Source organism: Mycobacterium sp. NGS69 (genome assembly GCF_059812165.1).
On the sequence record NZ_JCALCD010000007.1, the window covers coordinates 205564 to 230626 of the forward strand.

General features: G+C 68.2%; 26 protein-coding genes and 1 pseudogene. 14 read left to right on the forward strand and 13 right to left on the reverse strand.

The window, feature by feature from the left end:
• Positions 1-6 precede the first annotated feature (6 nt).
• Both AC5Y2S_RS21460 and AC5Y2S_RS21465 read right to left on the reverse strand, forming a co-directional pair.
• Positions 7-1578 carry an allophanate hydrolase gene (locus AC5Y2S_RS21460; RefSeq protein WP_499958233.1) on the reverse strand — a complete coding sequence of 524 codons (1572 nt, stop codon included), beginning with the start codon at positions 1576-1578 and terminating at the stop codon, positions 7-9.
• Positions 1568-2974, reverse strand: coding sequence for a TIGR00366 family protein (locus AC5Y2S_RS21465; RefSeq protein WP_499958234.1), 1407 nt, complete (start codon positions 2972-2974; stop codon positions 1568-1570). The genes AC5Y2S_RS21460 and AC5Y2S_RS21465 overlap by 11 nt, the downstream gene beginning before the upstream one ends.
• Positions 2975-3251: 277 nt before the next feature.
• Here AC5Y2S_RS21465 and AC5Y2S_RS21470 point away from each other — a divergent pair, with 277 nt between their 5' ends.
• From AC5Y2S_RS21470 to AC5Y2S_RS21505, 8 genes are all read left to right on the forward strand, one after another.
• A complete protein-coding gene (locus AC5Y2S_RS21470) occupies positions 3252-4001 on the forward strand; it encodes an SDR family NAD(P)-dependent oxidoreductase (RefSeq protein WP_499958235.1) in 750 nt (249 codons plus the stop codon).
• Positions 4002-4022: 21 nt separating this feature from the next.
• On the forward strand, positions 4023-4769 hold the full coding sequence (locus AC5Y2S_RS21475; protein WP_499958236.1) for an SDR family NAD(P)-dependent oxidoreductase: 747 nt from the start codon (positions 4023-4025) through the stop codon (positions 4767-4769).
• 37 nt (positions 4770-4806) lie between these two features.
• Entirely contained in the window at positions 4807-5550 is a 744-nt protein-coding gene (locus tag AC5Y2S_RS21480) for a DUF899 domain-containing protein (protein ID WP_499958512.1), read from the forward strand.
• 13 nt (positions 5551-5563) lie between these two features.
• A complete protein-coding gene (locus tag AC5Y2S_RS21485) occupies positions 5564-6541 on the forward strand; it encodes a sigma-70 family RNA polymerase sigma factor (protein WP_499958237.1) in 978 nt (325 codons plus the stop codon).
• A gap of 11 nt (positions 6542-6552) precedes the next feature.
• Positions 6553-7128, forward strand: a complete 576-nt coding sequence (locus AC5Y2S_RS21490) for a TIGR03086 family metal-binding protein (protein WP_499958238.1) — start codon at positions 6553-6555, stop codon at positions 7126-7128.
• Positions 7129-7222: 94 nt separating this feature from the next.
• Positions 7223-9058: a fatty acyl-AMP ligase gene (locus AC5Y2S_RS21495; RefSeq protein WP_499958240.1), complete on the forward strand. Its 1836-nt coding sequence runs from the start codon at positions 7223-7225 to the stop codon at positions 9056-9058.
• A 16-nt stretch (positions 9059-9074) separates the two neighbouring features.
• Positions 9075-9749: a hypothetical protein gene (locus tag AC5Y2S_RS21500; protein WP_499958241.1), complete on the forward strand. Its 675-nt coding sequence runs from the start codon at positions 9075-9077 to the stop codon at positions 9747-9749.
• A 45-nt stretch (positions 9750-9794) separates the two neighbouring features.
• Positions 9795-10163 carry a SpoIIAA family protein gene (locus AC5Y2S_RS21505; RefSeq protein ID WP_499958242.1) on the forward strand — a complete coding sequence of 123 codons (369 nt, stop codon included), beginning with the start codon at positions 9795-9797 and terminating at the stop codon, positions 10161-10163.
• Between the two features lie 17 nt (positions 10164-10180).
• Here the strand turns inward: AC5Y2S_RS21505 and AC5Y2S_RS21510 are convergent, their stop codons facing one another.
• Positions 10181-10660, reverse strand: coding sequence for an MPT63 family protein (locus tag AC5Y2S_RS21510; RefSeq protein WP_499958243.1), 480 nt, complete (start codon positions 10658-10660; stop codon positions 10181-10183).
• Between the two features lie 160 nt (positions 10661-10820).
• On the opposite strand from AC5Y2S_RS21510, the gene AC5Y2S_RS21515 reads away from it, so the two are divergent.
• Positions 10821-11582 (forward strand): YqjF family protein, encoded by a 762-nt coding sequence (locus AC5Y2S_RS21515; RefSeq protein ID WP_499958244.1) that lies wholly within the window; start codon positions 10821-10823, stop codon positions 11580-11582.
• A 7-nt stretch (positions 11583-11589) separates the two neighbouring features.
• Here AC5Y2S_RS21515 and AC5Y2S_RS21520 read toward each other — a convergent pair whose 3' ends face one another.
• Complete coding sequence (locus AC5Y2S_RS21520) at positions 11590-12357, reverse strand: SDR family oxidoreductase (RefSeq protein ID WP_499958245.1); 768 nt, start codon at positions 12355-12357, stop codon at positions 11590-11592.
• A gap of 57 nt (positions 12358-12414) precedes the next feature.
• Here AC5Y2S_RS21520 and AC5Y2S_RS21525 point away from each other — a divergent pair, with 57 nt between their 5' ends.
• From AC5Y2S_RS21525 to AC5Y2S_RS21540, 4 genes and pseudogenes are all read left to right on the forward strand, one after another.
• Entirely contained in the window at positions 12415-12891 is a 477-nt protein-coding gene (locus AC5Y2S_RS21525) for a nuclear transport factor 2 family protein (RefSeq protein ID WP_499958246.1), read from the forward strand.
• A gap of 84 nt (positions 12892-12975) precedes the next feature.
• Complete coding sequence (locus AC5Y2S_RS21530) at positions 12976-13458, forward strand: nitroreductase family deazaflavin-dependent oxidoreductase (RefSeq protein WP_499958247.1); 483 nt, start codon at positions 12976-12978, stop codon at positions 13456-13458.
• 192 nt (positions 13459-13650) lie between these two features.
• Positions 13651-16053 carry a plasma-membrane proton-efflux P-type ATPase gene (locus tag AC5Y2S_RS21535; RefSeq protein WP_499958513.1) on the forward strand — a complete coding sequence of 801 codons (2403 nt, stop codon included), beginning with the start codon at positions 13651-13653 and terminating at the stop codon, positions 16051-16053.
• Between the two features lie 4 nt (positions 16054-16057).
• Positions 16058-16528: pseudogene (locus tag AC5Y2S_RS21540) on the forward strand (class I SAM-dependent methyltransferase); the annotation flags it as partial.
• A gap of 33 nt (positions 16529-16561) precedes the next feature.
• On the opposite strand, the gene AC5Y2S_RS21545 reads toward AC5Y2S_RS21540, so the two are convergent.
• Genes AC5Y2S_RS21545 through AC5Y2S_RS21570 form a run of 6 tightly spaced genes read right to left on the reverse strand, consistent with a single transcriptional unit; the run spans position 16562 to position 20211 of the window.
• Positions 16562-17104 (reverse strand): hypothetical protein, encoded by a 543-nt coding sequence (locus AC5Y2S_RS21545; protein ID WP_499958536.1) that lies wholly within the window; start codon positions 17102-17104, stop codon positions 16562-16564.
• On the reverse strand, positions 17101-17568 hold the full coding sequence (locus AC5Y2S_RS21550; protein WP_499958248.1) for an SRPBCC family protein: 468 nt from the start codon (positions 17566-17568) through the stop codon (positions 17101-17103). The genes AC5Y2S_RS21545 and AC5Y2S_RS21550 overlap by 4 nt, the downstream gene beginning before the upstream one ends.
• Positions 17565-17879 (reverse strand): ArsR/SmtB family transcription factor, encoded by a 315-nt coding sequence (locus tag AC5Y2S_RS21555; RefSeq protein ID WP_499958249.1) that lies wholly within the window; start codon positions 17877-17879, stop codon positions 17565-17567. Before AC5Y2S_RS21555 ends, AC5Y2S_RS21550 begins: the two co-directional genes overlap by 4 nt.
• The gene (locus AC5Y2S_RS21560; RefSeq protein ID WP_499958250.1) at positions 17876-18433 is read right to left on the reverse strand and encodes a TIGR03086 family metal-binding protein; all 558 of its coding nucleotides are present in this window, start codon (positions 18431-18433) and stop codon (positions 17876-17878) included. Before AC5Y2S_RS21560 ends, AC5Y2S_RS21555 begins: the two co-directional genes overlap by 4 nt.
• Before the next feature lie 54 nt (positions 18434-18487).
• Positions 18488-19240 carry a DJ-1/PfpI family protein gene (locus AC5Y2S_RS21565; RefSeq protein WP_499958252.1) on the reverse strand — a complete coding sequence of 251 codons (753 nt, stop codon included), beginning with the start codon at positions 19238-19240 and terminating at the stop codon, positions 18488-18490.
• A 20-nt stretch (positions 19241-19260) separates the two neighbouring features.
• Complete coding sequence (locus tag AC5Y2S_RS21570; protein ID WP_499958253.1) at positions 19261-20211, reverse strand: GlxA family transcriptional regulator; 951 nt, start codon at positions 20209-20211, stop codon at positions 19261-19263.
• Between the two features lie 110 nt (positions 20212-20321).
• Here AC5Y2S_RS21570 and tpx point away from each other — a divergent pair, with 110 nt between their 5' ends.
• A complete protein-coding gene (gene tpx, locus AC5Y2S_RS21575; protein ID WP_499906010.1) occupies positions 20322-20816 on the forward strand; it encodes a thiol peroxidase in 495 nt (164 codons plus the stop codon).
• A 4-nt stretch (positions 20817-20820) separates the two neighbouring features.
• On the opposite strand, the gene AC5Y2S_RS21580 is transcribed toward tpx, so the two are convergent.
• From AC5Y2S_RS21580 to AC5Y2S_RS21590, 3 genes are read right to left on the reverse strand one after another with little or no spacing between them, the layout of a single operon-like run.
• On the reverse strand, positions 20821-22434 hold the full coding sequence (locus tag AC5Y2S_RS21580; RefSeq protein ID WP_499958254.1) for an AMP-binding protein: 1614 nt from the start codon (positions 22432-22434) through the stop codon (positions 20821-20823).
• A complete protein-coding gene (locus AC5Y2S_RS21585; RefSeq protein WP_499958255.1) occupies positions 22431-23963 on the reverse strand; it encodes a long-chain-fatty-acid--CoA ligase in 1533 nt (510 codons plus the stop codon). The genes AC5Y2S_RS21580 and AC5Y2S_RS21585 overlap by 4 nt, the downstream gene beginning before the upstream one ends.
• Before the next feature lie 8 nt (positions 23964-23971).
• Entirely contained in the window at positions 23972-25063 is a 1092-nt protein-coding gene (locus AC5Y2S_RS21590; RefSeq protein ID WP_499958256.1) for an acyl-CoA dehydrogenase family protein, read from the reverse strand.

Sequence of the window (25063 nt, forward strand, 5' to 3'; positions counted from 1 at the left end):
CGGCGGTCAGCTCCTTTCGGTGAGCCCAGTGACCGTCCGGCCGTCCTCGAGTTCGATCGCGCTCAGCATTACGGGTGCCCGAAGGTCGGCCAGCAGGCGCCCGAGCCCGGCCTCGGACGCCCGCCACACCTCGGCGCGCGACGGCGCACCACGTCCGGGCTTGGGGGTGGCATGACCGACGTGGCGGGCGCCCAGCAGTTCGAGTTGGCGGCGCAAGGGTACCGAATCGAACAGTGCTACCTCGCAGCCGCTTTCGATCAGAAGCGGGGGTGGCACTCCGCCGAAGCGGGCGGCGATGTCGACGGCGATTTGGTCGTGGAACGCGGGCACGACGATCGTCACGCCGAACGGACCGCCCGTGGCCGTCGGTACGCCGGGGACGGCCACCGCGGCCATGTCGAGCAGGTTGCAGAAATTGGTGTAGGTGCCCATTCGCCGGTTGATCGAGAACGGTTCGGCGGCAACGTCGGCCAGTGCGGGGTGTTCGGTGGTGGTCGGGAGCAGCAGCGCATCAAATCCGGTGAGGAGCTCCGCGGCGGCGACCCGTGCGCGGGCCAGCGCGTCGAGGTCCGCGGCAAACGCGGGGCCGGTGATCGCGCGCCCCGCGGTGATGATCGCGGCGACGTGGGGGTCCGCGCCCGCGGGCGCAGTGTCGAGGAATTCGCCCACGGCGGCGTATCGTTCGGCGACGAACGCGCCGTCATACAGCAGTAGGGCCGCCTTTAGCAGGACCGAGATGTCAACCGGTTCGATGCCCAATCCGGCCTCGGCGGCGCGAATCACGCTGCGCTCGAACGCGTCTCGGTAGGCATCGCTGAGCGCGGTGAGGTTCGCGACTTCGGGGATCGCCACGCGAGGTGCGTCGGGCGCGGCCAGGCGAACGTCGGGCGGCCAGGCGCGGCTGCGGGGATCGCGGCGGTCGGACCCGGCCATCACCGCCGCCGCAGCGGTCGCCACGTGGAGGTCCGCCGCGAGCACCGAGACGGCGTCGAAGCTCGGGCAGGCCGGAACGACCCCGTGGGTGGGGATGATGCCGAGCGTGGGTTTGATGCCGACGATCCCGTTGAGCGCGGCCGGTACCCGGACGGAGCCCGCGGTGTCGGTGCCGATGCCGACGTCGGCGATGCCCAGCGCGACCGCGACGGCGGAACCCGAACTGGAGCCCCCGGCGACCAGGTGGGGATGGCGCGAATTGCGCACCGCGCCATGGGGAGTCCGGGTGCCGACCAGGCCGGTCCCGAATTGGTCGAGGTTCGTCTTGCCCAGCACGACAGCCCCGGCGCCGCGGAGCCGATCCACGGCGGCCGCGGTGGCTGCGGGCAGGTAGGCGAATCCGGGGCACGCGGCCGTGGTCGGCAGGCCCGCCACGTCGATGTTGTCCTTGACTGCGACCACCAGTCCCGCCAGGGCCAGGCTCTCGCCCGCGGCGAGCCGTCGCTCGACCGCGCGGGCGTCGGCGAGGACGTCGTCCTGTTCGCGCAACGTGATCCAGATTTCGGGGCGGTCGGCCTGTGCTAGGCGCCGATACGCGGCGCGGACCCGCGCCGTGGGGGATCCGGCGGGCGCGTCAGATGACATATGGCGCGATGAGGACCATGGCGCTGGCGACCGCGAAGCCGACGAGGAAGGCGATCACCGTAAAGCCCATCACCTGACGGACATTCAGCTTGGCGATGGCGAGCACCGGCAGCAGCCAGAACGGCTGAATCATGTTCGCGACACCCTCGCCGACCGCGACCGACATCGAGGTCAGCCCGAGGTATGCCGGCGAGTGTTGACCGATGGCCAACGCCGAGTCGACGGCGATCGGTCCCTGCACCGCCCAGTGCCCGCCGCCGGACGGCACGAACAACGAGATGATGACCGACCCCACGAACGTCAGGAACGGCAGCGTGTACTGATCGGCGCCGCGCACCAGCGCCTCGGCCAGCACCGTCTGCAGCGCCTTGCCCGATCCGGTGGGCAGATAACCCAACAGGCCGACGATCCCGCCATACAGGGGATACTGCAGCAGCAGCGGGCCGGACACCTTCGCGGCGCCGGAAAACGCGCGGATGAAACGGATCGGCGTCCGGTGCAGCAGGGCGCTGGTGATGGTGAACAGCATGATCATCGACGAGATGTTCAGCGCGAACCCGCTCAGCACGAAGTACGCGATGCCCGCGACGAAGACGATGACGTTGAGAATCCACAGGTTTTCCAACCACTCGGCGACCGTCTGCTTGCCGCTGGGCGCGGGCGGCTCCGGCTCCTCGTCGAAGACCGCCGGATCGGGCTCGAGACCCTGCCTGGGCTCCATCCGCCAGATCGCGACGGCGAGCAGCGCGACCACGGTGATCACGGCGATCCAGTTGTAGGGCTGGAAAACCGTCAGCGCCAACGGCACGGTCCTGCCGGTGATCTTGTGGATGACGTTGATCGGGCTCGTCGTGTCGGTGTTGGCGAGCGCGATCGACGACGACAGCCCCTGCGTCCAGACGAGGTAGCCCATGAACCCGGTCGCGATCAGGTAGCCGAAATGCGCCCCCCGCAGGCGCTTCGCGACCTGGCGCGCCACCAGAGCGCCCGCCACCAGGCCGAGTCCCCAGTTGAGCAGGGAGAAGACGGTGCTGACCGCAAAGCACAGCAGCGCACCCTGGACCTGGTTGGTCGGCTTGCTCGCGAGACGGACGATGGCTCGCTTGAGCGCGGGCGCCTCGGCCAGCGTGTACCCCGTCACCAGCACGAGCACCATCTGGAACGCGAAGGTGAAGATGTTCTGCGGTCCCCACACTCCGCCGTACCACGCCTTGAGAATGCCGGAGGCCGTCGCTCCCCGGACGAGCACCGCGACGAGCGCGACGACGATGAGCGTGAGGATGACCGCGAACAGATAGGGGTCGGGCATCAGGCGTTCGACATAACGGACGCACAACTCCGTCAGGCCCTGGATCAAGCCGCGTCGTTGCACCGGTCGACGCTGTGTTGTGGTCATCTGGTTCCCCTAAATCTCCCCGTTCGCAAAACCCCGCCTAAGGCAACCCCAATTTTGTTGCCGCCGGGTGAATTAACCGAACCCCGTCGGCGATGACAACCGCGATTGCCAGAAGCCGCCGGCCGCCCGCGTGCCCGGCGCCGAAATCTGGGTCCGACATTGCGATGAGTTTCGGCGACGGAACCTGTCTATATCTGTAGTTCGATCGGATTCGATCGGCTCACCATCGACGCCCCCGCACCTCGTGCGGGGGCTTTTCACTTGAGAGGGGTTTGTCATGGGGTTGGCAGTGGACACGGCAGAGGACACAGTCGCGGACAAATCGGTCTTGGTCACGGGCGCCAACCGCGGCATCGGTAGGGCCCTCGTGGAGGAGGCCCTCCGCCGGGGGGCCCGCCGGGTGTACGCGGGCACGCGAGACGGTTCCTCCTTTCCCGACGAGCGGGTGGTCCCGGTCGCGCTCGACGTGACCGACGCCGAACAGATCCGCGCGGCCGCCGCGACGGTGGAATCGCTCGACGTGCTGATCAACAACGCCGGCATCGCGCAATACGACGACCTGACCGATCCCGCGATACTGGAACGGCACCTCGCCGTGAACCTGTTCGGCACCCATGCGGTGACCCGGGCGTTCCTGCCGGCGCTGATTCGTTCCGGGGGAGCGGTGATCAACAACCTGTCGGTCAACGCGCTGGCGCCGTTGCCGATCATTCCGGCGTACTCGGTGTCCAAGGCGGCCGCGTTGAACCTCACCCAGTCGCTGCGGGCCGTCCTGGGCCCCCAGGGCGTGCGGGTTTTCGCGGTCTTCACCGGCCCGGTGGACACCGACATGAGTCGCGAACTCGACATCCCGAAGGCCACCCCGCGCTCGGTCGCGGCGGCCGTCTTCGACGCGCTGCACCGCGGCGAACTGGACATCTTCCCCGATCCGATCTCGCAATCCATCGCCCGGGGCTGGGACAGCACGCCCGCCAAGGAATTGGAACGCCAGTACGCCCAACTGCTTGCGACAGCGACCCCCGCATAACACCATCACCAGGAGGACAAGATGAACAACCTATCCGGCCAGACCGCACTCATCGTGGGCGCAAGCCGGGGCCTGGGCCGCGGCATCGCGACGGCCGCGGCCGAAGCCGGCGCCTCGGTCGTCGCCGTGTCCCGCACCGCAACGACGTTCCCCAACCCGGCCAATGGCGCCGGCAGCATCGAAGCGGTCGTCGCCGACGGCACCGATGCGTCGGCGGCCGGCACCCTGCTGGATCGATACGACCCACAGGTTCTGGTGCTGGTGGCCGGGGCAAGCCCGTTGCCCCGCCCGCTTCAGCACCACACCTGGGAGACGTTCTCGGCCAATTGGAACACCGACGTGCGCATCGCCTTTCATTGGCTGCGCGAGGCCCTGTTGCGGCCGCTGCGGCCCGGCAGTCGGGTGGTGGTTTTCAGCAGCGGTGCCGCCCTGGCGGGATCACCGCTCAGCGGCGGGTACGCCGGCGCCAAAGCGACGCAACGCTTTATCACCGGCTATGCCCAGGACGAGGCGAACCGCGCCGGTCTGGGCATCACCTTCACCGCACTGATGCCGCGCATCACCCCGCTGACCGGACTCGGCCGCCCCGCCGTTCAGGCGTACGCGGCCCGCGAGGGCCAGTCCGAGGAGGAGTACGTCAAGCAGCTCGGCGAGCTGGTCAGCCCGCAGGCGGCCGGCGCGGCCGTCGTGGAGCTGGTGCAGTCCGACACCGACGCCGTCGCCGCGGGCTATCTGCTGACCGGCGCCGGCCTGCAGAAGATCGCCTGAAAACCGTTAAACGACAACCGAAAGGCCGGACATGAACATGCAGACGCCCCCGATCGTATCGGCGCAGGACTGGGAGGCCGCGCGGCAGCGGCTGCTGGTCAAGGAGAAAGAGGTGGTCCGGGCGCGCGACGCGCTGGCCGCCCAGCGCCGGCGGATGCCGTGGCTGGAGGTGGACAAGCCGTACCGGTTCGACGGCCCGGAAGGCAGGGTGAGCCTGCTGGACCTGTTCGCGGGCCGGCGGCAGCTGGTTGTCTACCGGGCGTTCCTGGAGCCGGGGGTGGACGGCTGGCCCGAGCACGCGTGCCGCGGCTGTTCGATGATCGCCGATCACATCGGCAACCTGGCGCATCTCAACGCCCGCAGCACCACCCTGGTGTTCGCCTCCCGCGCCGGCCAACCGGACATCGAGCGGGTGAAGGCTCGGATGGGGTGGCGGATGCCGTGGTACACGATCACCGACGACTTCGACCGCGACTTCGGGGTCGACGAGTGGCACGGCACCAACGCGTTCATCCGCGACGGCGAGCGGGTGTTCCGCACGTACTTCATCAACAACCGCGGCGACGAGGCGCTGGGTACTACCTGGAGTTATCTGGACATGACCGCCCTTGGGCGCCAGGAGGATTGGGAGGACTCCCCGGAAGGCTATCCGCAGGGACCCGCGTACGCGTGGTGGAACTGGCACGACGCGTACGGCGATCAGCCGGCCCAATGGTGGGAAGACCCCGAGCCGGGCGAGCACGATCCCAGCGATCCCCGGCCGTCGCGCCGGGAGTCCTGAAAGGCTGTCGGCCGTGCCGGACGCCAGCGTCGACGATTTCGCGCAAGTCGCCGAACAGTATCGGCCTGAGTTGCGGGCGTATTGCTATCGCATGATCGGATCCGTCGACGAGTGCGAGGATCTGGTGCAGGACACCTACCTTCGCGCGTGGCAGGCCTACGAGAGGTTCGAGGGCCGCTCGTCGGTTCGGTTGTGGCTCTACAAGATTGCGACGAACACCTACCTGAACGCGTTGCAGACGCGCCAGCGGCGTCCGCTGCCGTCCGGGCTGGGCGCCCCGGCCGACAGTGCGACGACCGTGCTGGCCCCGGCGAAATCGGACATCCCATGGTTGCAACCCGCGCCGGATAGCCTGCTGTACGGCGCCACCGACGATCCCGCCGCGGTCGTGTCGTTGCGCAGCAGCGTCCGGTTGGCGTTCGTCGCCGCGCTGCAACATCTGTCGTCGTTGCAGCGCGCCGTTCTGGTGCTGCGCGACGTATTGGGTTGGCAGGCCAGCGAAGTCGCCGAGATATTGGAGACGTCCACGGCGGCGGTCAACAGCGCCCTGCAACGCGCCCGTGCTCGCCTGGCCGAGGCCGGCCCGACGCTGGACGAGCTCGGCGAACCCGCCGAACCCGAGCTGCGCGGCGTGCTCAACCGCTACATGGCCGCCTTCGAGCACGCCGACGTCGACGGGCTGGCCGAACTGCTCCGCGCCGACGTCGAGCTCGAAATGCCGCCCATCCCAACGTGGTTCAGCGGGCGGGATGTGGTGCGCGACTTCCTGGCCCGGGTGGTGCTGCACACGCCGGATCAGTGGCGGCTGACCTACACCCGCGCCAACGGCGCCCCGGCATTCGCCATGTACCGGCGGGGGCCGGACGGTTCCTTCCAGGCTCACGGCCTGGACGTGCTGTCGCTGGTCGACGGTCGCATCTCACGCATCGTCGCCTTCAACGACGCAACGCTGGTCGCCAAGTTCGGGCTGCCCGAGACGCTCGCGGGGTGAGGGCCCGGGCCGTGTCCGATGAACTGCCCGTCCTGGCCGAGGCGACCCGGTATCTGTTCGGCAACCTCCTCTTGGTTCGCGACGCCGACCTGTCGGCGCCGACGCCCTGCGCGGACTGGGACCTGCGTCGCCTGCTCTGGCACGTGCGCACCTCGCTGGCCGACGTCGCCGACGTGCTGGCGGCGCGCGACCCCGACCGGGGGTCCGAGCGGGCGGCCGCCGACGCGGATGCGTCCGACCCCGTCGCCGCGTTGCGGGTCGGCATCGTCGACCTTCTGCTCGCGTGCACCACGACACGGACCGCGGGCCGGCCGTGCGTAATCCGCGGCCGCGCGATTCCCGCCAAAGTCGTTGTCTACGTGGGGGCGATCGAGATGGTGCTGCACGCGTGGGATATCGCCCAGGCGTGCAACACCGATCGGCCCATTCCCCCGGAAGTCGCCTCGGCGCTGCTGTGGGTTTCGCCACCCCTCGCCGAGGCGGGACTGGCCGGGCGCGTGTTCGCCGCGCCGCTGGCGGCGCCCCCGAACGCCACCCCAAGTGACCAGCTACTCGCCCTGTTCGGCCGCCGAGCCGGCCTCGGTTAGACGCGAACGGGGTTCGCGGCGGCGCCGCGCGGCGCCCCGCCCGTGGCCGACCCGGCATCCCGGGTCCGCCCGGCCGGGCCCCTAGACTGCGCTTATGGATTGCGGTACCCGCCACGACGCCGCGGCTCCGAAAGGCCTGCTCCTGATAGAGGACTGCCTGGACGCCGACGGCGGCGTCGCGTTGCCGCCGGGCACCACCCTGATATCGCTCATCGATCGCAACATCGCCAATGTCGGTGACGCCGTGGCATATCGCTACCTGGACTATGCCCGCTCCGAGGGCCACACCTTCGAAGTGACCTGGACCCAACTGGGGGTCCGGCTGCAGGCCATCGCCGCGCGGGTGCAGCAATTCGCCGCCGAGGGCGATCGGGTGGCGATTCTGGCGCCGCAGGGCATCGATTACGTCGCCGGCTTCTACGCCGCGATCAAAGCCGGCGCCATCGCGGTGCCGCTGTTCGCACCCGAGCTGCCGGGGCACGCCGAACGGCTGCAGACCGCGCTTCGCGACTCCCAACCCGCCGCGGTGCTCACGACGGCGGCGGCGAAAGAGGCGGTCGAGAAATTTCTGGAAAGCCTGCCGGACCTGCGCAAGCCGCACCTGATCGTCATCGACGAGATCGCCGACTCGGCGGGGGAGCTGTTCGTCCCCGTCGAGCTGGACACGGACCGCGTGTCGCACCTGCAGTACACCTCGGGTTCGACGCGGCCACCGGTCGGCGTGGAGATCACCCACCGGGCGGTCGGCACCAACCTCGTGCAGATGATCCTCTCGATCGACCTGCTGGACCGAAACACCCACGGCGTCAGTTGGTTACCCCTCTACCACGACATGGGTCTGTCGATGATCGGCTTTCCCGCGGTGTACGGCGGGCACTCGACGCTGATGGCGCCGACCGCCTTCGTCCGCAGGCCGCTGCGCTGGATCCACGCCCTGTCCGCCGGGTCGAAGCAGGGCCGGGTGGTGACCGCGGCGCCGAACTTCGCCTACGAGTGGACCGCGCAGCGCGGCCTGCCCGCGCCCGGCGACGACGTCGACCTGCGCAACGTGGTGATGATCATCGGTTCCGAACCGGTCAGCATCGACGCGATCCGGACGTTCAACAAGGCCTTCGCCCCGTACGGATTGCCGCGCACGGCGTTCAAGCCCTCCTACGGCATCGCGGAGGCGACGCTGCTCATCGCCACCATCGATGCCTCCGCCGAGGCATCCGTCGCGTATCTCGACCGCGAACAATTGAGCGCCGGTCACGCGGTGCGCGTCGACGCGGACGCCCCGAACGCCGTGGCGCAGGTGTCCTGCGGCCGGGTCGCCCGCAGCCTGTGGGCGGTGATCGTCGACCCCGACAGCGGATCCGAGCTGCCCGACGGTGAGGTCGGCGAGGTCTGGCTGCAGGGCGACAACGTCGGTCGCGGCTACTGGGGGCAGCCCGAGGAAACCCAGCTGGCCTTTGGCGCCAAGCTGCAATCGCGGCTGGCCGAGGGCAGCCACGCGGAGGGCTCGTCGGCCGAACGAACCTGGTTGCGGACGGGGGATCTGGCCGTCTACCTCGACGGCGAGATCTACGTGACCGGCCGCATCGCGGACCTGATCACCATCGCGGGGCGCAACCACTATCCGCAAGACATCGAGGCCACCGCCGCCGAAACCTCGCCGATGGTGCGGCGCGGATACGTCGCCGCGTTCGCCGTCCCGGCGGACGGCGACGAACGCCTCGTCCTGATCGCCGAACGCGCCGCCGGCACCAGCCGCGACGATCCGCAGCCGGCGATCGAGGCGATCCAGGACGCGGTGGCACGTCGTCATGGCGTGGCGGTCTCCGACGTGCGTTTCCTGCCGGCCGGCGCCATCCCGCGCACCACCAGCGGAAAACTGGCCCGGCGGGCCTGCCGCGCCGAATACCTCGGCGGCACACTAGGCGTGCGCTAGCTGGCATCCTGGCGGTGTGGGTTTGCTAATCCGCCTGGCCGAGCTCCTGATCGTGATCCTGCCGCTGACGGGCATGGTCATCGCGGCGGTGCGGGCGTTCGGCGCCAACAGGCGCCGCGCCGAACAGCGCCACGAACTCGATCGACCGGCCGAGGCCGCGAGCATGCCGGCCGACCGCATCGTCAATAACCAAGCGGCGCAATGGCGTTCGCTACGACGCATCATTGAGGAGCACGGCCGCACCGACGCCCGATGGCTCGAGTACGAACTCGACGTCGCCAAGCTCCTCGACTTCCCGCTGATGACCGACATGCGCGACCCGCTCACGGTCGGCTTCCACAAAGCCAAGCTGCGGGCGGACTTCTTACGCCCCGTCAAAGCCGAAGACCTCCTGGATGACCGGGAGGCGGCGACGCAGTATCAAACCGCGGTCGAGGACTACGTGACCGCGTTCAACGTCGCCGAGGCCGAGGCGATCCGCAAACGCCGCAGCGACTTCTCCCGGGAAGCCCAGCAGCGGATCGCGCGCGCCCAGAGCCTGTTACGGGTGGCGTCGGACCCCGCCGCGTCGCCGCAGGAACGCCAGAAGGCGTTCGACCTGGCCGGCAAAGAGCTCGACGGTCTCCTCGTCTTGCCGTCCACGACGCGGGCCAGCATCGAGCGCGGGATCTCCGGTCAGCTGGAGGGATGACTTTCTGCTCTTATCGATGCGCGCCGCCGAGGCGATCATGACTGCATGATCGATCACGAGTTGGACAGCGAGCACAACATCCTGCTGGTGCACCCGGAATCCGCGCTCGACAAGGACGACTTCGTCGAGCTCGCCCAGGCCGTCGACCCCCAGATCGAGGCCAACGGCGACCTTTCCGGTCTCATCATCAGCGCGCCGTCGTTCCCGGGCTGGAACAGTTTCGGGGCGATGGTCACCCACTTCCGCTTCGTGCGGGATCACCAAAAGCACATCAAGAAGGTCGCGGTCGTCACCGACTCGCACGTCGCGGACGTTGCCGAGCACCTCGGCTCACACTTCGTCTCGGCCGAGATCCGGCATTTCCCCGCCGGGCAGGTCGAGCAAGCCCGACAGTGGATTATCAGCGGCTCGTAGGCCGCCGGTCTAATCTATTACGGACCCCAGACCAGCAGATCTTCCATGCCATTGTTCATCGCGACTATGGTCGGCGACGGGCCCGTGACGTCGAAATAGATTTTGCCGGTCGCTTGTGCGCCCTGCGGGATAGTCGCTCCGCTGATGGTATTCGGACCGGCGGCTTGCCACAGGACCCGGTAGTTAACGCCGCTGGCGGTCCGCGCATTGAACTGCGAAATGGCGGGGGTGACCGGGCCGCTGATCGCCTTGACGGTCGCGGTGGCTTCCCAGAGCTGGCCCGCCACCGGATAGCTCGGAATGGTGTCGGTGCTGGATTTTAGGTCGCCGACCGTCCAGCCGAGCTGCACCTGACCCACGGAGTCGGTCATCGTCAATTCGCTACCGAGTTTGCCGGTGACGGGGTAGGCCGACTTCGCAATCGGTGCACTGATGAAAGCGATCGTCGCCATCCCAACGATCGCCACTGCGGTCGTTATCAACGTGGTGATCTTCATTTGCGCTCCATTACCCATTTGGGCGACCGGCCATATGAAGTCGGCCGCGTAATGGACACTTTAGGCCGCAAATGACAAAATGTTTCCAGAAAATTGGTCGGCGGACCCGTCGTCGCCGATTCGGGCATTGCTGTCGGCGAACCCATGCAACGATGATCGAATGGCCGCCATACCGGACCTGCCGGACGCGCAATCAGGTCTCGTCGGGTACCCGATCGCGCCGCCCCCGTTGCCCGGCCCCGTCACGTTCGAGCAGCGCTGGGACGACCTGACGTTCGTCCATTGGCCGGTGCGCCCCGGGAGCGTCGAACGCTTCTACCCGCCCGGAACCAGGCCGGACGTGTTCGCCGACGGGATGACCTACGTCGGGCTGATCCCGTTCGTGTTGACCAGCACCAAGATCGGCACCGCGTTCCCGTTGCCGTATTTCGGCGGCTTCGCAGAAACTAACGTCCGGCTGTACTCGATCGACGACGCCGGGCGGCACGGCGTTTTGTTCCGGTCGCTGGAAACGTCCCGCCTGGCCGTCGTGCCGGTAATCCGGATGGCGCTCGGCGTGCCCTACGTCTGGTCGCGGATGCGGGTGACGCGGCGTGGCGAGCAGATCACCTACGACAGCGTGCGCCGCCGGCCGCGGCGCGGCCTGCGCAGCCGGCTGACGGTCGCCGTCGGGGAGGCGGTCGAGCCGACGCCGCTGGAGGTGTGGCTGACCGCCCGCTGGGGCGCGCATACCCGCAAGGCCGGCCGGACCTGGTGGGTGCCGAACGAGCACGAGCCGTGGCCGTTTCGCCGCGCCGAGATCGTCGAGCTCAGCGACGACCTGCTCGGCGCGAGCGGGGTGCGCCCCGCCGGCGAGCGCCTGCGCCCACTGTTTTCGCCCGGTGTGCGGACCCGGTTCGGTCGCCCGTTCGCCGTCGGTTGAGCCCGCCTCAGGGGCAGCAGTAGCCGCCGTCGATCACGACGTCCGAACCGGTCATGTAGCTGGACGCCTCGCTGGCCAGGTACAGGTACAGGCCGGCGAGTTCTTCGGGCCGGCCCAAGCGGCCCAGCGGTATTTTCGGTTCCCACTGCGCGTGATAGTGCGCGAGCGGTTCGACAAGCTCGGTGAGGATGTAGCCCGGGCTGACGCTGTTGACCCGGATCTTGTGCGGCGCGAACTCGACGGCCATGGCCTTGGTCAGGTGAATGACCGCCGCCTTGGAGGCGCAGTAGTGGCCCACCCGCTGCGGGATGTTGATGATGTGGCCCGACATCGACGCGGTGGTGATGATGGACCCGCCCTGCCCTTGCCGCACCATCGCCCGGGCCGCCGCCTGGGCGGTGAGGAAGACGCCGGTCACATTGGTGTCCTGGATGCGCTGGAATTCTTCCGGCGGCATCTCGAGCATCGGGGTGTCGGAGACGATTCCGGCGTTGCAGACAGCTATGTCGAGGCCGCCCAACTCCGCGGTCGCCCGGTCCAGCATCGCGTCGACCTGCTCGGGCCGCGTCACGTCGCAACCGATGGGCACGACCCGGCCGCCCCCCGCGGTGAGCTCTTGGGCGACCTCGGTCAAGACGTCGGAATGCCTTGCCGCGATTGCCACTTCGGCCCCGGCCTGAACGTAGGCAAGCGCCACCTCCTTGCCGATGCCGCTGGACCCCCCGGTCACCAGAGCTCTCTTGCCGCGCAAGTCAAACAGGTCCAGCACACTCATCGCATATCCCCATTCAAAGCGTCGCCTTCAACAAAAACACGTTCTAGTGTGTCCGACATGGGCAAATTCACCAGGGCAGAAATCGAGCGAGCCGTCGACAACTACACGAAAGTCGCCGAGGGTTGCAGCGCCTCGGGCGACTGGCGGCCGTTCGCCGATCTCTTCACCGAGGACGTCGTCTACACCGAGCATCACTACGGCGTCTTTCACGGCCGCGAGGCGGTGCGCGACTGGATCGTCGCGGTGATGGCCCCGTTCCCGCACATGCGCTTTCCCAGCGACTGGATCGCCTACGACGACGACAACGACGCCGTTGTCATCATGATCAAGAACCTGCTCGACCACCCGACCGACCCGGACGGCGAGCCGTTCTGGTTCCCCAACTGGACTCGGCTCGTGTACGCCGGCAACGGCCTGTTCTCCAGCGAGGAAGACATCTACAACCCCAACCGCGATGCCCCCGGCGTGGTGGGGGCGTGGCTGCAGGCCGGCGGTCAGCTGGCCTCCACGGAGTTCCTGCAGCCCAACGCGTAGCGCGAGACGCACCTACTCACGACAATTGCAATATGCAATAATTGCAGTTATCTATTGTAGTGCGCGCCGTGGAGGTGGCCAATCATGAAGATCGTCAAGAACATTCAGTCACCGACGGGACTGACCCGGTTCCTTTTCCGGGTGCCGATCCACCTTTATCGGCTCGGGTTCGGGTGGCTGTTCGGCAGCCGCCTGCTGCTGCTCAACCACACCGGGCGCGTCTCGGGCAAGCCCCGCCAGACCGTCCTCGAGGTCGCCGAGCGCGAGGGCGACAACTATGTCGTCGCCTCGGGCTGGGGGCCTGGGGCCGCGTGGTACCGCAACATCCTGCGCAACCCCGACGTCAGCATCCAAGTGGGGACGCGAACGATACCCGTCACCGCCACACCGCTCGACACGGAGGAAGGGGCGCGAGTCTTTGTCCGCTATGCGTCCCGGCATCGCGCGGCGGCCAAGTTCGTGCTCCCGCGCGTGCTCGGATTCTCCGTCGACGGATCGGACGCGGACTTCCGCGCCGTCGGCGAGAACCTGCCCTTCGTCCGGTTCGTCCCTCGGGCAGAAGTTTGAGGTGAATCGCGACGTCGCCAGGACGGTCGCGGCGACGTAGCGATCAAGCGGCGGTAATCAGCATGGCCTCGAACGGCTTTCACACATCGGGCGACGATCCGGCTCGCCAACTTCCGCGCTTGGTACCAGAGTGGAATCGGCGTACCGGAGCCGAAGGAGTTCGCCGTGCAGACCAATGAGGATTTGGCGAGCATGCCGCTGCCGCAGGCGTTGGGTGAACTGGGCAGCTCGGCGCAGGGATTGACGTCGGCGCAGGCGCGGTCGCGGCTGCAACGCTACGGGCCCAATGAGATCGTTGAGCGCCACCGCAATCCGGTGCTGGAGTTCTTGGGTTATTTCTGGGCGCCGATCCCGTGGATGATCGAGGTCGCGCTGGCATTGTCGGTGGCCGCTCGGCATTGGACCGACGCGGTGATCATCGGGGTGCTCTTGGCGATGAACGGGCTGGTGGCTTTCTCCGAGGAGCACCAGGCGGCCAACGCGATCGCCGCGCTCAAGCAGCGGCTGGCTACCTCGGCGCGGGTGTTGCGCGACGGCGCGTGGGTGACGGTCGCGGCACGCGAGTTGGTGCCCGGCGACGTGGTGCGAGTGCGGCTCGGTGATGTGGTGCCCGCCGATCTGCGGGTGCTCGACGACGTCACGCTCGAGGTGGATCAGTCAGCGCTGACCGGCGAGTCGCTGGCTGTGAGTCGCGCGCTGGGGGAGAGCCTGTATTCCGGCTCAGTGCTGGTGCGCGGTGAGGCCGACGCGCTGGTGTGTACCACCGGCGCGGCCTCGTACATGGGAAAGACCACCGCGCTGGTGGAGACCGCGGGGACGGTCAGCCATTTTCAGCGCGCGGTATTGCGCATTGCCAATTATCTGATCGTGATCGCGGTTTCGTTGGTGACGTTGGTGGTTGCGGTCTCGCTGGTCCGGGGCAATCCCGTGCTGCAGACCCTCGAGTTCGCTCTGGTGGTCACGATCGCGTCGATCCCGGTGGCGTTGCCGGCGGTGCTGTCGGTGACCATGGCCATCGGCGCGCGCCAGCTGGCGCGCCAACAGGCCGTGGTCAGCCACCTGCCCGCGGTCGAGGAACTCGGCGGCATCGACCTGTTGTGCTCGGACAAAACCGGCACCCTGACCCAAAACCGTTTGGCGGTGGCCGCCCGCTGGGCCGTCCACGGTTCCTCCGACGACGAGCTGCTGACGGTCGCCGCATTGGCCTCGCGCGCCGAAGACAACGACCTCATCGACCTGGCCGTGATAGCGGCCGCGGGCCGACGACCGCCGGTGCAGGTGGAGGAATTCATTCCCTTCGACCCGGTAAGCAAACGAACCGAAGCGCTCGTGCGCGACGCCGACGATCAGACGTTTAGGGTCAGCAAGGGCGCCCCGCAGGTCATCGCCGCATTGTGCGACGACGTCGCGGCCTCCCAGGTCGCTGACGTCGTCGAACGGTTCGCCGGCCACGGGCACCGGTCCCTGGGTGTGGCCAGGACCGACGGCGACGGTTCCTGGCGGCTGATGGGTGTGCTCGCCTTGGCCGACCCGCCTCGCGAGGACTCCGCGGCCACCATCACCGCTGCGAAAGACCTCGGCATCGACGTCAAGATGGTCACCGGTGACCAGGTCGCCATCGGTCGCGAGATCGCCCGCCAGGTCGGCCTGGGTGAGCAGATACTCGACGCCGCTGTGCTCGACGACGGCGCTGACGACGGCGATTTGGGCGCCCGGGTGGAGGCCACCGACGGGTTCGCGCAGGTGTTTCCCGAACACAAATACCGCATCGTGCGGCTGTTGCAGGCGCGCGGGCACATCGTCGGGATGACCGGTGACGGTGTCAACGACGCGCCTGCGCTCAAGCAGGCCGACGCCGGCATCGCGGTGGCCGGAGCCACCGACGCGGCCCGTGCCGCCGCCGACGTGGTGTTGATGGCGCCGGGGTTGTCGGTGATCGTGGCCGCGATCGGCCAGGCCCGTGAAATCTTCGCCCGGCTGACCAGCTATGCCACCTACCGCATCGCAGAAACCATCCGGGTGCTGCTGCTGATCACCGTGGCGGCGGTGTTGATGAACTTCTTCCCGGTCACCGCCGCGATGATCGTGTTTCTAGCGGTACTCAACGACGGCGCGATCCTGTCCATCGCCTACGACCATGTGCGCGGATCGCCCAAGCCGGTGAAGTGGGACATGCGCAGCGTGCTCACCATCGCCACCGTGCTGGGCCTCATCGGCGTCGTTGCGACTTTCGTGCTTTTCTTCCTCGCCGACAAGGTATTTGGGCTGAGCCACGACATGATCCGCACCCTGATCTACCTCAAACTGTCGGTCGCCGGCCAGCTGACCATCTTCCTGACCCGCACCCGGGGCCCGTTCTGGTCGCGGCCCGCACCCGCACCGCTGATGCTCGGCGCGGTCGCGGTAGCGCAAGTCATCGCGACCCTGATCGCCGTTTACGGGGTGGCGATGACCCCACTCGGGTGGCGGTGGGCCGGCCTGGTGTGGGCGTACGCGGTGGCATGGTTCCTATTAAATGACCGGATCAAGCTCGCTGCTTATTACTGGCTCGATCACAGCCGATCGCGTGAACCCGCAACACCCGATCGGGGTTGAGTTGATGAACTGGGAGCCAGCGAATCATCACCGCGGCGGGCTTTCGCCGCAAATCGCAGCGCGAGTCTACGACAGAATCGGACGGCTCCAAGACACCCAAAACGCGTTCGAACGATCCGCGCTTGACCGGCTGATAGCCACTGCGCGTTTCGAGACCGCGACCTCGGTCTTCGAGTTGGGCCCTGGGACCGGAAGTTTGGCCCGGCGGCTGCTCAACGACCACCTCACGCCAACGTGCGCATACCTCGGCGTGGACGTCAGCTCGCGGATGGTCGAACTCGCCCGCCACCGCCTCGCCGCCTTCACCCATCGGGCCAAGGTCATTCACAGCGACGGAACCCTGCCGCTGCCCGCGCCTGACCGCTCGGCCGACAGGTTCATCGCTGCCTACGTCTTCGATTTGCTCCGACGCGACTACGCAGCACAGGTCATCGATGAGGCCCACCGTCTGCTTGTCCCCGGCGGACTGGCCTGTCTGACGAGCCTGACGAATGGACGGTCGACCCGTTCACGACTGATATCGCGCGGCTGGCACGGAATTTCGCGAGTCGCCCCCCGGCTCGTTGGCGGATGCCGCCCCATCGATTTGCGACGCCTCTTCGATTCGGCCAGCTGGAATGTCGAAGAGGACGTCGTCATCGAGTCCTGGGGCGTTCCCTCCCAGGTCCTTGTCGCCACCGCCCGCGCGTGAGCGCCCGTCCGGCGTCTGTTTATCGACACCTGAAACCCGCTGGGCTGCAACGAATGCCAGCGCCTCGCGGAGCAGCGACGGCCAGGCTTCCCAGGAGTCCGCGCCGATTGAGGCCCATTCGCGAAAGCGACGACCGGACGGCGCGAAGGACTCGGCCGCGCCGGATTGGACGAGTTGGTCGACCCTGGCCGTGGCCAGCTTCACGACGAGCGCAGTGCTGCGCCGGTCGAAAGAAGCGAAGAATCGCCCGCCGACCCGCAGGCAGGGGAGGCCCATCATGGTCGACCGCGTGACCGTGGCGCCGGTCAACAACGGTTCGGCGACCGCCCAGAAGTCAGCCTCGGTTAGGTTGTCGGTCACCGGCGTAGCTCCGCGCGACTTGGCACCCGCCGGTCGGCCCATGGGTCGGCGCCGACGTCTTGCCCCTCGGCAGTGCGGCGAAGCCGGTCGAAGTAGTGAGCCCAACCCCCGTCGTGGGCGTCGGCGGCGCCATCCTCGAGACCGCGGTGCACCAGCTTGACAAGTGTTGTGCCATCGGGCTGCGCGATGAGGTCGATCTCGACGGTGGTTGAACCGGGCGGGATCCCGACGTCGGCCCGCTCCCAGCCGTAGGTGAAGACGATCCGGCGCGGCGGATCGACCTCGACGTAGCGACCGGACACGGTGTCGCCGTTGGGATGTGTCCAGCGGACAACGCCACCCGGGGACGCGTCCAGCAGCGCATCCTCGGCCATCCATCGCCCGAATTGCACCGGGTCGGTGAACAATTCGAAGACACGCTGGGGGCTGGCCCGCACCAGTAACTGCTGGACCACCAACTTCATGGCGATTCGCTTTCCGCCACCGCGCGCAGCCGTTCCAGCGGCGCGGCCCAGAAGTCGTCGAGCAGCGCTGCGACCTCGGCGACCCGAGCCAGGTCGGCACGATACAGCCGCCGGGTCGCATCGACGCGGACGTCGATCAGTCCCGCGTCTCGCAAAATCTTGAGGTGTTGGCTCGCGGCCGATTTCGAGAGACCCGCGGCCTCGGCAAGAGCGGATGCGGGGCGCTCCTGATCCCATACCAAACGCAACATTGTCCGCCGGCCCGGATGCGCCAGCGCCCTGATCGCGGCCTCGACAGCCGGCTCCGTCACGCCGTGCGGCCCATCGCCGCCAGCAACCGATCCTGCGCCGACGCGTCCTCGCCGAGCGGCACCTCCGGACCGACAATCCCGGCTTCCCGTCCGCGTCTTGGCATGTCGGGAAGGAACATTGCGGCGCACGCTTCCACCAGGTCCGCATCCAGCCGCTCGTCCTGCCCCGTCGCCCGGGCCAGATCCCAGGTGTGGATCAGAACATCCATGAACGTACCGGCAACCGCGTCGGCCACCGACCACTCGAAGCCGAGCGGTGAGACACAAACGCGCTCCATCGCTCCAGGAGATTCCAAGGCGGTCAGGACGCGGTCCACACACGTCCGGTAATTCCTGTCTGACGCGGCGAACGGGACTTCCGCCGCACCCGTCGCTGCGGCGAGTAGATATTCCGCGCCGCCGACCAGGTGATCGATCAATTGCCGCACCGACCACTCCGAACAGGGTGTCGGACAGCCCATTTGGTCGCCCCTGACCGCGTCCACGACCGCGCCGGCCCGATCGGTCGCAGCGCGGTACAGAAACAGGGGGTCGGGCGGACCGTTGTTAAGCATCTCCTAAATTTAGGAGTCGCTAAACAAGCCTGTCAAGGGGTAGCGGCATGACGCCTAGCCGGAGGGGACCGAAGCCGCGGGCGTCACCCGCCTGCGCCGCCGCGACCGCACCGCGGCCAGCGCCTGCTCCCAGGCCAGCATGGTGGTGGCTTTCAGGTTGGCCGGCTTGGCGCTGTCCTTCGACAGCAGCGCGGTGGCCGCGGCCTTGGTGGTTGCCGACGCCTTCGACATGTGACCGGAATCGAACGGGGGCTGGGGGTCGTATTCGATGGCGAGCTGGATCGCCTTCGCGCGGCCTTCGCCGCCGATCTGGCCGGCCAGCCAGAACGCCAGGTCAAGTCCGGCGGACACGCCCGCGCTGGTGACGACGTCGAGCTCGTGCACCACCCGCTCGTCGGTGACCGGGATGGCGCCGAAGCCCTTCAGCAAGGGAATGGCGAGCCAGTGCGACGTCGCGCGCCGACCCTCGAGCAGGCCGGCGGCCGCGAGGATCACCGAGCCCGAACACACCGACGTCGTCCAGGTCGCGGTCCGGTGCGCGCGGCGCAGCCACTCCAGCAGCGCCTCGTCGCGCGCGTGCACCGGGGTCGACGGGCCGCCCGGCACCAGAATGATGTCGGGGGAAGGGGTTTCGGCCAGCGAGTGGGTGGCGCCGATGACCAGCACACCGGAGTCGGCGGTGATCGGTCCGGATTCGTGCCACACGAACCGCACTTCGGCGTCGGGCAGGTTGCGCAGCACCTCGTAGGGGCCGATCATGTCCAGCGCGGTGAATCCGGGATAGGCCACGAATGCGATTTGCGTCATCGGTTCTTTCCTCTCTCGATTTAGGCGAAAGCCTTGCGGTACTGATCCGGCGAGATGCCGATGCGCCGAATGAAGTTGCGGCGCATCGTTTCCGCGGTGCCGAAGCCGCACCGGGTGGCGATGGCCACGACGGTGTCGTCGGTCTCCTCCAACTGGCGGCGCGCGGCCTCGGTGCGGATGCGCTCGACGTATTGCCCGGGCGCCTCGCCGACCTCGTCGGTAAACACCCGGGTGAAATGGCGCGGGCTCATCGCCGCGCGGCGGGCCAGATCGCCGATGCTGTGCTGGCCGCCCGGTTCGGCGTCGATGGCCTCCTGCACCTGGCGGACCGAGGTGCGCTTGGCGCGCGGCATCCAGACCGGGGCCGCGAATTGCGTCTGCCCGCCGGGGCGGCGCAAATACAGGACGAGCCAGCGGGCGACCGTCTGGGCGACCTCGGTGCCGTGGTCGTCCTCGACCAGCGAGAGCGCGAGGTCGATGCCGGCGGTGACGCCCGCGGCCGTCCACACCGTGTCCGAGCTACGGACGAAGATCGGGTCGGGGTCGACGTCGACGGCGGGGAACTCGCGGGCCAGTCGCGCGGCGAACGCCCAGTGCGTGGTCGCCCGCCGGCCGTCCAACAGCCCCGCCTCGGCGGCGAGGAAGGCACCGGTGCAGACGGTTACCACGCGACGGGCGTTGCCGGTGACCCGCTTGATCCATCCCACCAGTTCGGGATCGGATCGCGCCGCGTCGACGCCGCCGCCGCCCGGCAGCACCACGGTGTCGATCGGTTCGCTCGGGTCGGGCAGCCGGGTGGTGAGGAAGGCCAGGCCGGTGGCGGTGGTCACGGGCCGGCCGTCCACCGACGCCAGTTCGACGGCGTACCCGCCGGCGGTCAGCGTCGACGCACCGGTGAACACGTCGTGGGGTCCCACGACGTCGAGCGCCTGAACGCCCGGAAAGCCGACGATCACCACCCTGCGAGCCATGGATTCAGTCTCGGCCAGACCGGGTCATGGCGTCTACGCCAGGTATCCCACGAATTAGGACATGCCGACCTGACCCGAGGCGCCCCCACCGGGCTTGGCAGACTGTGCGCATGGCACAGATAACCTTGCGTGGAAACCCGATCAACACCGTCGGCGAGCTGCCGGCCGTCGGATCTTCGGCCCCGGCCTTCAATTTGGTCGGAACGGACTTGGGCGCGATCGGCAACGACCAGTACAGCGGTAAGCCCGTGGTGCTGAACATCTTTCCGTCCATCGACACCCCGGTGTGCGCGACCAGCGTGAGGACCTTCAACGAGCGCGCCGCCGCGACCGGCGCCTCGGTGCTGTGCGTGTCCAACGACCTGCCGTTCGCGCAGGCGCGATTCTGCGGCGCGGAGGGCATCGAGAACGTCAAGACGGGATCGGCGTTCCGGGACAACTTCGGCAAGGACTACGGCGTCAGCATCGTGGACGGCCCGATGGCCGGGCTGCTCGCGCGCGCCGTCGTCGTGATCGGCGCCGACGGCAACGTCGCGTACACCGAGCTGGTGCCGGAGATCGCGCAGGAGCCCGACTACGACGCGGCGCTGGCCGCGGTCGGCTGACTTTCTACAGTCCCAGCAACCGCACCGACTGCGTCCGCATGTCCACCTTGCGGACCTTTCCGGTGGCCGTCATCGGGAATCCGTCAACGATGTGGACATAGCGCGGGATTTTGTGATGCGCGAGTTTTCCGGCGCTGAATGCGCGCACCGCGCGCGCGTCCAGCGGCGGACGGTCCGGCCGCATCTTGATCCACGCGCAAAGCTCCTCGCCGAACGTGTCGTCGGGAACGCCGATCACCTGCACGTCGTCGACGTCGGGGTGGGTGTGCAGGAAGTCCTCGATTTCCCGGGGGTACAGGTTCTCCCCGCCGCGGATGACCATGTCCTTGATGCGCCCGACGATCACGCAGTACCCGTCGTCCCGCATCACCGCCAGATCGCCGGTGTGCATCCAGCCGTCGTCGTCGATGACCTCGCGCGTCCTCTCGTCGTCGTTCCAATAGCCCAGCATCACCGAATAGCCGCGAGTGCACAGCTCGCCCGGCCGGCCGCGGCGCACGAGTCCGCCGGTGTCGGGGTCGGCGATCTTCACCTCGACGTGCGGGTGTGCGCGGCCGATCGTGGTGGTTCGCCGCCGCAGGTCGTCGTCGATCAGCGTCTGGCAGGACACCGGCGAGGTCTCGGTCATGCCGTAGGCGATCGACACCTGTGACATGTTCAGCTCGTCGACGCAGCGTTTCATGACCTCCGCCGGGCAGGAAGCACCCGCCATGATCCCGGTCCGTAGCGACGACACGTCGCGCCGAGCGATGTCGGGGTCCCCGAGGATCGCGATGAACATCGTGGGCACGCCGTAGAGCCCGGTGCAGCGCTCCGTTTCGATCGCCGCCAGCGTCGCGGCGGGATCGAACCCGGGGGCGGGTATCACCATGGTCGCGCCGTGGGACGTACAGCCCAGGTTGCCCATCACCATGCCGAAGCAGTGGTAGAACGGCACCGGGATGCACAAGCGGTCCCCGGGCCCGAGCCCGATGAGCTCGGTGACGAAGAAGCCGTTGTTGAGGATGTTGCGGTGCGAGAGCGTGGCGGCCTTGGGCGAACCGGTTGTGCCCGAGGTGTACTGGATGTTGATCGGGTCCACCGGACTCAGCGCGCCCATTCGGCGACGCAATTCGTCACCCGTTACCTGATCGGCGCGCCGCCGCAATCGCTCCCAGTCGTCCGTGCCCAGAAACACGGCGTCGACCAATTCGGGTACCTCGCAACGGACCTCGTCTACCATGTGGCGGTAGTCGGAGCTCCTGAAGGTAGCCGCGGACACCAACATCCGGGCGCCCGAATCGCGCAGCACATGAGACAACTCGTGCGTTCGATACGCGGGATTGACCGTAACCAGGATCGCGCCGATTTTGGCGGTGGCGTACTGCAGGATCGTCCACTCCGGGCAATTGGGGGACCAGATACCGACCCTGTCCCCGCGCCGGATGCCGGATGCCATCAATGCCCGCGCCAGACAATCGATCTCGGCGTTGAGTTCGGCATAGGTCCAGCGCCGGCCGCCGGTCACGTCGACGAGCGCGTCGAGATCGGGGTACGTCAGCGCGGTGCGCTCGAAGTTGGCCCCGACCGTCTCGTCTAGCAGGGGAGTGTCGACGGGTCCCGCCTCGTAGGAGTTCACGGCGCGTACTCGCGGCGCAGATCGGTCTTGAGCACCTTGCCGCTGCCATTGCGCGGCAACGCATCCACGACGACGACGCGGCGGGGTCGCTTGTACGGGGCGAGGCGCCCGCGGCAGTGCGCCTCGATTTCGTCGTCGGTCGGCGGATCCGCGGGGTCGCGCGGCACGATTACCGCCATCGGCGTCTCGCCCCATCTTGGATCGGGGACGCCGATGACCGAAACCTCGGCGACCTTGACGTGCGCGGCCACGACGTTCTCCACCTCGGCGCTGTAGATGTTCTCGCCGCCCGAAATGATCATGTCTTTCTTGCGGTCCACGACGTAGACGTAGCCGTCGGCATCCCGCCGGACCAGGTCGCCGGAATGAAACCAGCCGCCGCGGAACGCCTCCGCGGTCTCGGCGGGCCTGTTCCAGTACTCCTTCATCACCAGCGGTCCGAGATAGACGATCTCGCCGATTTCGCCCCCCGGGACGTCATTCATCTCGTCGTCGACGATGCGCACTTCGACGTTGAGCATCGGGATGCCCACGGATCCGATCTTGCGAAGGGCGTCCTCGCCGCGCAGTAGGCAGGTGATGGGGCTGCACTCGGTCTGCCCGAAAGCCGCGACGACCTCGGCGCCCGGAAATGCGTCGAACATTTTGCGCAGCAACGTGGTTGACGCGGGCGCCGCGCCCCACCAAACCCGTCGCAGGCGGCTGAGGTCCAACGAGCCGAGACCCGGCCATGCGCAGACCAGCTGCCACTGCGCCGGCGTCATCCAGCAGGAGGTGACTTTCTGGTCGACGACCGTTCGCATGGCGGCCTCCGGGTCGAAGCCGCCCGACGGCGGGACGACGACCGTGCCGCCGGTCAGGAACGTGGGGAACATCCCCGACACACCGGCGACGTGGAACAGCGGCGCGTGCGCCAGCCAGCAGTTGTCGTCCCCGCGCAGCCCGAGCGTGGCGATCACGCTCACGGCGTGCACGAACAGGTTGCGGTGGGTGATGACCGCGCCCTTCGGAAAGCCGGTGGTGCCCGAGGTGTACATGATGAACGCGGGCGCCTCGTCCGCAACCGCGACGCCGGCGGCAGCACCGTACGCCGCGGCGATTTCGTCCTCGAGACCCCCACCGATCGTGAGGACGGCCCGGACCGATGGCGCGTTGGCGCGGGCCCTCGCGACGGCCGCTGCGCACGGCGGGTCGACGACCACCGCAACCGAACCGCTGTCGGCGAGCACGTAGGCGATCTCGTCGGCGGCGAGCCGGAAGTTGACGGGCACCGCGACCGCCCCCAGACGCAGTGCGGCAAACCAGGCTTCGATCAGCTCAAGACGATTCAGGCCGACCACCGCGACCCGATCACCGTGCCGGACACCGTTCGCCGACAGCACGTTCGCCAGGCGGTCGACCCGCTCGTCGAGTTCGGCGAAGGTGCATCGCCGGCGCGGGTCGACGAACGCGAGGCTGCCGGGCCGAACGCGCGCGTGCCGGGCCAAGACGTCGCTGAGGGTGATGCCACCGCCGGCCACGGGATGCATTGCGGTTCCTACAGGCCCGCTCGGTCGGCGAGCAACGCCCGGTGCCGCGCGGTGCTGCCGAAGATCGCTTGGGTGGTCTTGGCCCGGCGGAAGTACAGGTGCAGATCGTGTTCCCAGGTAAAGGCGATGCCGCCGTGGATTTGGATGGCGGTGCCGGCGCAGAGCACATAGGTGTCCGCGGCCTGCGCCTTGGCCAGCGGGGCCGCGACGTGCAGCTCGTCACCGTGGGTGGCCGTCATCGCGGCGAACATCGTCGCCGCGCGAGTCGCATCGATTTCGATCAGCATGTCGGCGCAGGCGTGTTTGATCGCCTGGAATGATCCGATCGTGCGGTCGAATTGCTTTCGGCTGCGGGCGTATTCGACCGAGAGCTCGAGGCAGGCCTCGGCGCCACCGAGCATCTCGGCGGCCAGCAGCATCCGTGCCACGTCCAGGACCCGTTGGACGTCGTCGGGGGATCCCCCAGCCAAGGCTTCCGCCGGGGCCTGCGTCAGCCGCAGCCTGGCGACGGGACGGGTGATGTCGAACGAGGGCAGCGGGACGACCGTGACCCCGGGGGAGTCGGCGGTCACCACGTGCAGCACGACGGCACCGTCGGCAACCGCCGGAACCACGAACACGCCGGCCGCCTGCCCGTGCAGCACCGGGGCGCACTCCCCGCTGAGCACCGTACGACCGTCGAGTCGATGGGCCCGTACCGTCGTCTCCGCCGGCTCGAGGATGTTGTGGCCACCGGCCGCGAGCGTCCCGATCTTTTCGCCGGTGAGCAGACCGGTGAGCAGGCTCTTGCGCTGCTCCTCGTCGCCCAATGTCAGGATCGCGTCGATCGCAAACGTCGTGGCCGCGAAGGGGACGGGAGCCAGCGTCCGGCCGAGCTCGCCGAAGGCGATCGCGGTTTCGACCAGGGTCGCGCCGAGCCCGCCGTACTCCGGCGGCGTGTGCAGCGCGGGCAGCTCCATCGCGCCGCACAGCCGCCGCCAGAGCCTTCCGTCGTGACCGCCGGAGGCGGCCACGTCACGCAGGCGCCGCGGCTGATCGCGAAGCAATCCGCGCAGCGATGCCCGGAAGTCGTCCTGTTCGGTGCTGTAACGGAAATCCAC

Excerpts from the sequence above, each read along its gene's own strand:
- AC5Y2S_RS21460 (WP_499958233.1), bottom strand. The coding sequence starts at position 1,578 with ATGTCATCTGACGCGCCCGCCGGATCCCCCACGGCGCGGGTCCGCGCC.
- AC5Y2S_RS21515 (WP_499958244.1), top strand. The coding sequence starts at position 10,821 with ATGGCCGCCATACCGGACCTGCCGGACGCGCAATCAGGTCTCGTCGGG.
- AC5Y2S_RS21570 (WP_499958253.1), bottom strand. The coding sequence starts at position 20,211 with ATGGCTCGCAGGGTGGTGATCGTCGGCTTTCCGGGCGTTCAGGCGCTC.
- AC5Y2S_RS21550 (WP_499958248.1), bottom strand. The coding sequence starts at position 17,568 with ATGAAGTTGGTGGTCCAGCAGTTACTGGTGCGGGCCAGCCCCCAGCGT.
- AC5Y2S_RS21480 (WP_499958512.1), top strand. The coding sequence starts at position 4,807 with ATGCAGACGCCCCCGATCGTATCGGCGCAGGACTGGGAGGCCGCGCGG.
- AC5Y2S_RS21530 (WP_499958247.1), top strand. The coding sequence starts at position 12,976 with ATGAAGATCGTCAAGAACATTCAGTCACCGACGGGACTGACCCGGTTC.
- AC5Y2S_RS21560 (WP_499958250.1), bottom strand. The coding sequence starts at position 18,433 with ATGCTTAACAACGGTCCGCCCGACCCCCTGTTTCTGTACCGCGCTGCG.
- AC5Y2S_RS21520 (WP_499958245.1), bottom strand. The coding sequence starts at position 12,357 with ATGAGTGTGCTGGACCTGTTTGACTTGCGCGGCAAGAGAGCTCTGGTG.
- AC5Y2S_RS21505 (WP_499958242.1), top strand. The coding sequence starts at position 9,795 with ATGATCGATCACGAGTTGGACAGCGAGCACAACATCCTGCTGGTGCAC.
- AC5Y2S_RS21585 (WP_499958255.1), bottom strand. The coding sequence starts at position 23,963 with ATGCATCCCGTGGCCGGCGGTGGCATCACCCTCAGCGACGTCTTGGCC.
- AC5Y2S_RS21465 (WP_499958234.1), bottom strand. The coding sequence starts at position 2,974 with ATGACCACAACACAGCGTCGACCGGTGCAACGACGCGGCTTGATCCAG.
- AC5Y2S_RS21475 (WP_499958236.1), top strand. The coding sequence starts at position 4,023 with ATGAACAACCTATCCGGCCAGACCGCACTCATCGTGGGCGCAAGCCGG.
- AC5Y2S_RS21510 (WP_499958243.1), bottom strand. The coding sequence starts at position 10,660 with ATGAAGATCACCACGTTGATAACGACCGCAGTGGCGATCGTTGGGATG.
- AC5Y2S_RS21525 (WP_499958246.1), top strand. The coding sequence starts at position 12,415 with ATGGGCAAATTCACCAGGGCAGAAATCGAGCGAGCCGTCGACAACTAC.
- AC5Y2S_RS21565 (WP_499958252.1), bottom strand. The coding sequence starts at position 19,240 with ATGACGCAAATCGCATTCGTGGCCTATCCCGGATTCACCGCGCTGGAC.
- AC5Y2S_RS21535 (WP_499958513.1), top strand. The coding sequence starts at position 13,651 with ATGCCGCTGCCGCAGGCGTTGGGTGAACTGGGCAGCTCGGCGCAGGGA.
- tpx (WP_499906010.1), top strand. The coding sequence starts at position 20,322 with ATGGCACAGATAACCTTGCGTGGAAACCCGATCAACACCGTCGGCGAG.
- AC5Y2S_RS21470 (WP_499958235.1), top strand. The coding sequence starts at position 3,252 with ATGGGGTTGGCAGTGGACACGGCAGAGGACACAGTCGCGGACAAATCG.
- AC5Y2S_RS21495 (WP_499958240.1), top strand. The coding sequence starts at position 7,223 with ATGGATTGCGGTACCCGCCACGACGCCGCGGCTCCGAAAGGCCTGCTC.